This window comes from uncultured Aquincola sp. (genome assembly GCF_964001545.1).
Classification (GTDB): domain Bacteria; phylum Pseudomonadota; class Gammaproteobacteria; order Burkholderiales; family Burkholderiaceae_C; genus Aquincola.
On sequence record NZ_CAXFDV010000767.1, the window covers coordinates 1 to 8,544 of the forward strand.

General features: G+C 71.6%; 8 protein-coding genes. 2 read left to right on the forward strand and 6 right to left on the reverse strand.

The features are described 5' to 3' along the window. From ABNT58_RS26825 to ABNT58_RS26840, 4 genes are all read right to left on the reverse strand, one after another. The coding region (locus ABNT58_RS26825) for an ATP-binding protein (RefSeq protein WP_348756431.1) at window positions 1-1,876 on the reverse strand (1,876 nt) is incomplete at its 3' end. A gap of 19 nt (window positions 1,877-1,895) precedes the next feature. Beyond that, window positions 1,896-2,411 carry a molybdopterin-dependent oxidoreductase gene (locus ABNT58_RS26830; RefSeq protein ID WP_348756432.1) on the reverse strand — a complete coding sequence of 172 codons (516 nt, stop codon included), beginning with the start codon at window positions 2,409-2,411 and terminating at the stop codon, window positions 1,896-1,898. Between the two features lie 91 nt (window positions 2,412-2,502). After that, the gene (locus tag ABNT58_RS26835) at window positions 2,503-2,919 is read right to left on the reverse strand and encodes a YchJ family metal-binding protein (protein ID WP_348756433.1); all 417 of its coding nucleotides are present in this window, start codon (window positions 2,917-2,919) and stop codon (window positions 2,503-2,505) included. An 11-nt stretch (window positions 2,920-2,930) separates the two neighbouring features. Beyond that, window positions 2,931-3,986 (reverse strand): helix-turn-helix domain-containing GNAT family N-acetyltransferase, encoded by a 1,056-nt coding sequence (locus ABNT58_RS26840; RefSeq protein ID WP_348756434.1) that lies wholly within the window; start codon window positions 3,984-3,986, stop codon window positions 2,931-2,933. Window positions 3,987-4,059: 73 nt separating this feature from the next. On the opposite strand from ABNT58_RS26840, the gene yaaA reads away from it, so the two are divergent. After that, complete coding sequence (gene yaaA, locus ABNT58_RS26845) at window positions 4,060-4,845, forward strand: peroxide stress protein YaaA (protein WP_348756435.1); 786 nt, start codon at window positions 4,060-4,062, stop codon at window positions 4,843-4,845. Further along, window positions 4,842-5,693 carry a 2OG-Fe(II) oxygenase gene (locus ABNT58_RS26850; protein ID WP_348756436.1) on the forward strand — a complete coding sequence of 284 codons (852 nt, stop codon included), beginning with the start codon at window positions 4,842-4,844 and terminating at the stop codon, window positions 5,691-5,693. The genes yaaA and ABNT58_RS26850 overlap by 4 nt, the downstream gene beginning before the upstream one ends. A gap of 25 nt (window positions 5,694-5,718) precedes the next feature. On the opposite strand, the gene ABNT58_RS26855 is transcribed toward ABNT58_RS26850, so the two are convergent. Both ABNT58_RS26855 and ABNT58_RS26860 read right to left on the reverse strand, forming a co-directional pair. After that, window positions 5,719-6,201, reverse strand: a complete 483-nt coding sequence (locus tag ABNT58_RS26855) for a hypothetical protein (protein WP_348756437.1) — start codon at window positions 6,199-6,201, stop codon at window positions 5,719-5,721. A gap of 121 nt (window positions 6,202-6,322) precedes the next feature. After that, a complete protein-coding gene (locus tag ABNT58_RS26860; protein WP_348756438.1) occupies window positions 6,323-7,837 on the reverse strand; it encodes a DEAD/DEAH box helicase in 1,515 nt (504 codons plus the stop codon). Window positions 7,838-8,544 lie beyond the last annotated feature (707 nt).

The following is an 8,544-nucleotide window of genomic DNA, read 5'->3' on the forward strand; positions in this document are numbered from 1 at the left end:
CCGCATAAAAGCGGTCGAGCTGCAGCGGCTTGGCCAGCACGTCGTTGAAGCCGAGCGCGCGGTAGTGCGCCACGTCGCTGGCCATCACGTTGGCGGTCAGCGCGATCACCGGCCCCGCGTGCCCCGCGGCCCGCAGCTGCTGCAAGGCGCCCACGCCGTCGAGCACCGGCATCTGGATGTCCATCAACACGAGGTCGAAGCGGCCGGCCAGCGCGGTGGCCACGGCCTGGCGGCCGTCACCGGCCAGCGTGTGCTGCAGCCCCGCGCGCTGCAGGTAGGCACCGATCAGGCGCTGGTTGTCGCAGCCGTCTTCGGCCAGCAGCACCTGGCCTTGCAGGCGGGGCACCGGCGCGGCGGGCGTGCAGCCGGTGGTGGCCACTGCGCTGCCGGCTGTCCCGGCGGTGTCTGCGTCCAGCCAGTCGGCGGGCCAGGGCGCGGCCTCCTGCAGCGCCTGCGGCGTCAGTGGCAGCGTCAACGTGAAGCGGCTGCCCACGCCAGGCTCGCTGCTCACGCCGATGGCCCCGCCCAGCGACTGCGCCAGCTGGGTGGACAACGAGAGCCCGAGGCCGGTGCCGCCAAAGCGGCGGGTGATGGACACGTCGCCCTGGCTGAAGGGCTGGAACAGCCGCTCCTGCTGCGCCGCCGTCATGCCGATGCCGGTGTCCGTCACCTCGAAGTGCAGCTGGCCGGCCGCCGGGTCCAGCCGCAGCGCCAGCGTCACCGTGCCGTCGTTCGTGAACTTGACGGCATTGCCGCACAGGTTCAGCAGGATCTGCTTGAGACGCAGGCCGTCGGTGTGCAGGCGCAGCGGCAGCACGCCGGGCGCCTGCACCGCAAAGGCCAGGCCCTTGTGCCGCGCCCGCGGGCCGGTGAGCGAGGCCACCTCACGCACCAGCACAGGCAGTTCGGTGGCGCACAGCTCGATGTCCAGCTTGCCGGTCTCGATCTTGGACAGGTCCAGGATGTCGTTGATCACCTGCAGCAGGTGCTCGCCGTTGCGCCGGATGGTGTGCACCGCGGCGGTGCGGTCGGCCGGCGTCTGCGCCGGGTCGAGCAGCAGCTCCGCAAAGCCGATGATGGAGGTCAGCGGCGTGCGGATCTCATGGCTCATGTTGGCCAGGAAGCTGCTCTTGGCGCTGCTGGCCGCTTCCGCATCGCGGCGCGCCTGGCGCCAGCGCGAGGCCAGGCCTTCCAGGGCCACGCCGCGTTCGGCCAGCGCACGCAACTGGCGCACCACCACGGCGGCAAAGGCCAGCGTCAGCAGGCCCTGGAACACCGTCAGGCCGATGGCCAGGCGGTTCTGCTCGCGCACGGCTTCATTGCGGCGGCCCACCTGGTCGGCCACCTGCACCGTGGCCCACAGCGACAGGCCATGCAGCTCGGCCCCCAGCGGATCCAGCGCCTGCAGCAGCGCCGGCGCGTCGGTGGCGGGCGCGAAGGGCCGTTCGGGCGCGGGACCCAGCAGCCGGTCGGCCTCCTTCACGAAGGCTTCCACCCGGGCCAGCACCCGCGTCTGCTCCGGCCCCACCGGAAACACCCGGGCGGTGCGCTGCGGTGCCACCAGCGGCAGCCGGCTGACGAAGATGTCGTAGCGCTGCTGCAGGGCTTCGGCGTCCAGCGCATCGGGCGCGCGGGCGGCCTGCTGGAGCTCGTCGCGCAGCAGCAGGAATTCGCTGTGCAGCTGGTAGAAGCTCCAGACGATGTTGTCGCTGTTGTATTGCACCGCGCCCGACAGCAGCGCCATCTGCCGCTGCTGCACCCAGCCCACCACCGCAAAGGCCATCAGCAGCACGCTGGCGATGGCGATCAGCCAGCGCGAGGTGCGCAGGCGGCTGGTCCCGGCCAGCAGCAGTGCGTCGGCGTCGGTCTGCGGCATGGGGGCGGCGGCGCCGGCGTCAGTGCACCTCGATGCGGCGCAGCTGCCAGGCGCTGCGGCTGTAGTACTTCTCGGACCGCAATTCCACGCTGGTGTCGAAGGGGTACACGATGAACAGCGGCCCGCGCTCGCGCACCGGCATCGGTTTGCCGTCCAGCAGCAGCGCCACGATGACGTCGAAGCGGTCGATGTCGGACATCGGCAGCTCCACCTTGTAGTCGTTCAGCGCCACGGCGCGTACCGTGGTGCCGCGGGCGCCGGCCGATGCCAGCACGTCGCGCAGCAGCGGGCCGCTGAAGCTCACCGGCTGCGGATACCAGGGCGTGCTGGTGCGGAATTGGTGCTGCGGCAGGGCCTGCAGCGCCGGCATGTCGAAGTCGACACCGGGCCGGTCGCCCGACTGCACGGTGAGCACCGGCCGGCTCTTGGCCTGCGCGTGTGCTGCGACAGGCCAGGCCGGCAGGCAGGCCGCCAGGGTGGCCAGGGGCGCCAGCCGGATGGTGGACGACAGCAGACGGCGGCGCGACAGGTTCATGGCAACAGCTCTGGCATGGCGGCAACGGCCACCGTGGACGCGGGACTGCTGGATATCGGCGGCCCGCCGCGGGCCTTGAGGGTGCCGGCGGTCAGCCCGCGTGCAGGTCGCCGTCCACGTAGAACCAGCGGCCGTCTTCCTGCACGAAGCGGCTGGTTTCGTGCAGCCGGTGGGCGCGGCCGCCCAGCTTGCTGCGGGCGACGAACTCCACCTCGGCGCGGCCGTCCGGCTCTGGCACATGGCGGCGCACCTGCAGGCCCAGCCAGCGCAGGCCGGGCTCGAAGTCGATCTGCGCGGGCCGGGTGCGCGGGTGCCAGGTCTGCAGCAGGTAGTCGGCGTCCTGCAGCACGAAGGCGCTGTAGCGCGAGCGCATCAGCGCGGCGGCATCGGGCGCCTGCAGGTGCAGCGGGCCGGCATGGAAGCGGCCGCAGCACTGCGGCAGCCACTGGCCACTGCCGCAGGGGCAGGGCGTGTTGGCAGGGGTGGTGGCTGGGGCGGGCGGTGTCATCCGCCGCAAGCTTATGTGGCGCGGGCGCCGTTGCCGCCCAGCGGCCGCTCCCAGATCTCGCCCACCATCGGAATGCCGAAGTCGGCATGCGGTTCGCTGGCCACCAGCTGCCAGCCATGCCGCACGTACAGCCGCCGCGCCGCCAGCAGCATGTCGTTGGTCCACAGCCGCAGGCGCTGGTAGCCCGCCGCCTGCGCAAAGCGGATGCATTCGGCCACCAGCCCGTCGCCCACACCCACCCCGCGGGCCGCCGGCTCCACCAGCAGCATGCGCAACTGGGCGACGCCGGGCTCGGGCGTGCCGGCCTCGTCGCAGGCCTGCACCAGGAACACGCTGCCGATGGGCTGGCCGGGCGCGCCGGATTCGCCCTCAGGGGCGGGCCACTCGGCGATCAAGCAGGCCTCGCGCCGGGCATCGAACTGCTCGACGAAGCGGGCACACAGCCCGGCCACCAGCGCTTCGAAGCGCAGGCCCCAGCCGTATTCGGCGTGGTACAGCGCGCCATGGCGGGCCACCACCCAGCCCAGGTCGCCGCTCTGGTGGGCGCGCAGGCGCCAGGCCGGCGGGGCAGGGGTTGCGCCTGGTGACGGCCTGGGCTGGGACAAGGCCTGGTCGGCACGCTGCAGCAGCGCCTGCAGCTGGCCCGCGCTGCCCACCAGGGCCTGCCGCTGCGCCGGTGGCAGCGCGCCCAGCAAGGCCGCCGTGCGCTGTTGCGAGCGTTGGTCGAGCGGCGCAAAAGCCTTGCGGCCGGCGGCCGACAGGCGCAGCAGGGTCTGCCGCGCGTCGGTGGCGCTGACCTGGCTGCGCAGCAGGCCGCGCGCCTTCAGGCCGGCGAGCAGGCGGCTCAGGTAGCCGGCGTCCAGCTGCAGCTCACGCGCCAGCGTGGCGGCGCTCACGCCCGCCTGCCCGGGCTGCTGGGCCAGTTCCCACAGCACACGCGCCTCAGGCAGGGTGAAGCGCGAATCGAGCAGGTGCTCATGCAGCAGCCCGATCTGCCGTGTGTAGAAGCGGCTGAAACCCCGCAGGGCTTCGACCTGATCGGCGGGCACGTGATGGGCGTTGTCCATCGGCCCATGCTGGCATGAAATGCTTGCCTTTGGCAAGCATCTGGTGCGCCGGCCCGCCGTGATAATCGGCGCCATGCTTTTCGTGATCTCTCCGGCCAAGTCGCTGGACTATGACTCTCCGCTGGCGCCCGAGGTGCTGGCCCAGGCCACCGAACCCTTGTTCACCCGCCAGGCGGCCGGGCTGATCGAGCTGCTCAAGCCCTTGCCGGCCCAGGGCGTCGGCGAGTTGATGGACCTCTCGCCTGATCTGTCGGCGCTGAACGTGGCGCGCTACAAGGCCTGGCGCCCGCGGCACACGCCCGACAACAGCCGCCCGGCGGTGCTGGCCTTCAACGGCGACGTGTACGACGGCCTGCGCGCCCGCGAACTGAGTGCCGACGACCTGGTCTGGCTGCAGCAGCACCTGGCCATCCTGTCGGGCCTGTATGGCGTGCTGCGCCCGATGGACCGGCTGCAGCCCTACCGGCTGGAGATGGGCACGCGCCTGGCCAACCCACAGGGCGCCGACCTGTATGCCTGGTGGGGCGACACGGTGGCGCAGCAGCTCAACCAGATGGCGGCCGGCAACGAAAGTCCGGTCATCGTCAACCTCGCGTCGCAGGAGTACTTCCGCGTGGCCCGGCGCCGCGCGCTGGCGCCGCGGGTGGTGGAGTGCGTGTTCGAGGACTGGAAGACCGACCGCTACAAGATCATCAGCTTCTTCGCCAAGCGCGCGCGGGGGCTGATGGTGCGTTACGCGGTGCAGCAACGTCTGGTCACGCCCAAGGGCCTGGAAGGCTTCAACCTCGACGGCTATCGTTTCGAGCCCGCCGCCTCCGAGCCGGACCGGCTGGTGTTCCGCCGCAAGATCACGTCATGACCGCACAAACCATCACGCCCGAACTGCGCGCCTGGATCGTGGCGCAGGCCCAGGCCGGCCACGGCCCCGAGGCCTTGCTCACCTCCATGCGCGCCAGCGGCTGGGAAGAAGACGCCGCCCTGCAGGCCATGGAGGTGGCGCTCAGCGGCTTCCTGGCCGACCAGCACAAGGCCGGCGGCCCGCCGGTGCCCATCGCCGTGCCCGACATCGCGCAGCCCGGCGGCCTGAACCTGCTGGACGCCGGCGACCGTCAGGTGCGCGTGGTCATGGCCATGCGCAACCCGCGCGTGGTCGTGGTGGCGGGCCTGCTGTCCGACGAAGAATGCGACGAGCTGGTGGCGCTGGCCGCGCCGCGCATGGCCCGCAGCGAAACGGTGGACGTGGCCACCGGCGGCAACGAGGTCAACGCCGCCCGCACCAGCCGCGGCATGTTCTTCGAGCGCGGCGAGAACGACGTGGCCCGCAAGCTGGAAGCCCGCATCGCCAGGCTGCTGGACTGGCCGGTGGACCATGGCGAAGGCCTGCAGGTGCTGCACTACGGCCCGGGGGCCGAATACCGCCCGCACCACGACTACTTCGACCCGGCGCAGCCGGGCTCGGTGCCCATCCTCAAGCGGGGCGGCCAGCGCGTGGCCACGGTGGTGACCTACCTGAACACGCCCACGGCCGGCGGCGGCACCACCTTCCCCGACGTGGCGCTGGAAGTGGCCCCGCTCAAGGGCCATGCGGTGTTCTTCAGCTACGACCGGCCGCACCCCATCACCCGCACGCTGCACGGCGGCGCGCCGGTGGTGGAAGGCGAAAAATGGGTGGCCACCAAGTGGCTGCGCGAGCGGGTGTTCAAGTGACCCGCACCGCCGCCCGGGCGGGCGGCTAGGGTTTGTTTGCGGGTGCTGCCGAAGGGAGCAGGCGGCTGCGCACGATGCGTTCCCACTTGCGCTGTTCCCAGCTCTGCGGGCCTTCCACCGGCCAGCGGGCGAGGTCGGCTTCCACCTCGGCGCGGGGCACGCGCAGGTAGGGCGGCAGGCGGCGCGGAAACAGCGACCAGCCGCCGCGCAAGGCACGTGGCAGCGGTGCACGTGCGGCCGGCACCCAGTACACGCAGGGCCGTTCGGCCCAGAACGCCTGGCGCTCGAAGTGCACGCGCCCGGCGATGCCGGTGGCGGGCGACAACAGCAGGGCCGCGCTGTGGGTCAGGAGTACCGCATAGGCCAGATCGCCCGGCGTTTCGCCGCCGCGGTGATAGGCCAGAACGACGCGATCGATGTCGGAGGCGGGCACGCGGTCGACTTCTTCGTCGCCGCGCAACACCTGCAGGTCCATGCCCTGCCAGGCGGTGAGGGGTGTGTCACGCATGAGCCCGACCATAACCACCCCGGCGCGCGCTGGCTGTGACCAGGCGCGACAGGATGCAAGCGCGGCGCAACACCGCGCCGCATCCTGTGTGCTGCGCGTTCAAGCACGCGCAGCCCGGGCTTCAGCGCTTGGGCTGCGTCAGGCGGCCGCCGTTGCCGCCGCCGCTGCTGCCGCTGCCACCGCCACGACGATCGTCGCGGCGCGGCTGACTGCCTGCGGGGCGTGCACCGCCGGCATGCTGGCCACCGCCACCGCCACCACCCGCAGGGCGCGGTGCATGACCGCCACCGCCGGCCGGCCGGCCGCCTTGCGAAGGCGCCCCCGAGGCACGGCGCGGCTCGCCACCGCGCGACTCTTGCGGCCGGCCGCCGGAGCGGCCACCGCCACCACCACCGCCGCCGCCACCCGGGCGACCGCCACGGCTGCCGCCGCGCGGCGCGCCGACGCCGATGGTCATGCGGCCCAGCACGATGGGCTCGGCCTTCTCGCCGGTCGGCACTTCGAAGCCCGGCACCGTCTCACGCGGGATGCTGCGCTTGATCAGCTTCTCGATGTCGGACAAGAACAGCTCTTCGTCCAGGCACACCAGCGACACCGCCTCGCCCTGCGCGCCGGCACGGCCGGTGCGGCCGATGCGGTGCACGTAGTCCTCGGGCACGTTGGGCAGCTCGAAGTTGACGACGTGCGGCAGCTGGTCGATGTCGATGCCGCGGGCCGCGATGTCGGTGGCCACCAGGCAGGTCAGGTCGCCCGACTTGAAGTCGGCCAGCGCCTTGGTGCGCGCACCCTGGCTCTTGTTGCCGTGGATGGCCATGGCACTGATGCCCTGGTCGTTCAGGTACTCGGTCAGCCGGTTGGCGCCGTGCTTCATCCGCGTGAACACCAGCACCTGGTGCCAGTCCTCGCGCTTGATCAGGTGCGCCAGCAGCTCCTTCTTGCGGTCGCGGCCCACCGGGTGCACCTTCTGCGCGATGGTGTCGGCGGTGGCATTGCGGCGCGCCACTTCCACCAGCGAAGGCTTGTTCAGCAGGCGCTCGGCCAGGGCCTTGATCTCGTCGCTGAAAGTGGCCGAGAACAGCAGGCTCTGCTTGGCCTGGGGCAGCACCGCCAGCACCTTGCGGATGTCGTGGATGAAGCCCATGTCCAGCATGCGGTCGGCTTCGTCGAGCACGAAGATCTCGACCTTGCTGAGGTCCAGCGTGCCTTGCTGGTGGTGGTCGAGCAGGCGGCCGGGCGTGGCCACCAGGATGTCGACGCCGCGGCGCAGCTTGTCGATCTGCGGCTGCATGCCCACGCCGCCGAACATCACCATGCTGGTGAGCTTGCTGTACTTGCCGTAGTTGCGCACGCTTTCTTCCACCTGCGCGGCCAGTTCGCGGGTGGGCGTGAGGATGAGGCCGCGCACCGGCACACGGCCGCGCGCATCGCGCACCGCGGGCTGGGCCATCAGGCGGTGCAGCAGCGGCAGGGTGAAGCCGGCGGTCTTGCCGGTACCGGTCTGGGCACCGCCCAGCAGGTCGCCACCATTCAGGACGATGGGAATCGCCTGGGCCTGGATGGGCGTGGGGGTGGTGTAGCCATACTCGTGCACGGCACGAAGAATCGGCTCGGCGAGGCCGAGTTGGTCAAAGGTCATCGGGGGGCCCGCGTGCTGCGGGATTACCTGCCTGCTGCCGCTCACGCAGAGGGCACCAGTCGGAAGGCGGGAAGGTAGGGTGAACGTCGCGAATCGACTGCGGCCCTGTGACTGGAGGCAGGGCGCTGTACGGGATTGTACGGGGTGGGGTGGCGTTTGGCCGTCTTCATTCTCTGTATGTGCTGCTCCTGTTCGGCCGTCGTGCGGTGGTGCGTGGGCCGTCTGTTCTGTTTTTGTTCGGCCGCCGTGCGGTGGGCGGGGGGCGGCGGGGCTCATGCTGGGGCGGTCGGCTTCGCCGACTGCGCTGCGGTGCTCGCGGCGAGGTCGCGCGGCAAAACTCGCTACGTTCGCTGTCGCTCACTGCGCTCGGACAATTGCCGCGAGTCAGTTCACGAAGCGCGCTGCGCGCGCCGACCTCGCCACTGCGCTCCTCGCCGCCCCAGAAATCGCCCCACCGCCCCCCACCCACCGCACGGCTCGGGTTGGCTGGCGCCAGCCCTTTGCAGGCTCGGCTGGAAAACGACGCTGCGCTTTGGGCGCGGCGTCATGCACGGGATGGCTGCGATGCGCGCAGCGCGAGCCGAAACGCAGAGCGCGACGGTGGACCTTTGCGCAGGGCCGTGCGGGCGGGCCCGGGGGCGCATCTGGAGCGCCGAGCAGCGCAGGGCGTGTGGCCCGCGCGCGCAGCGCGCCTCGTGATCTGACTC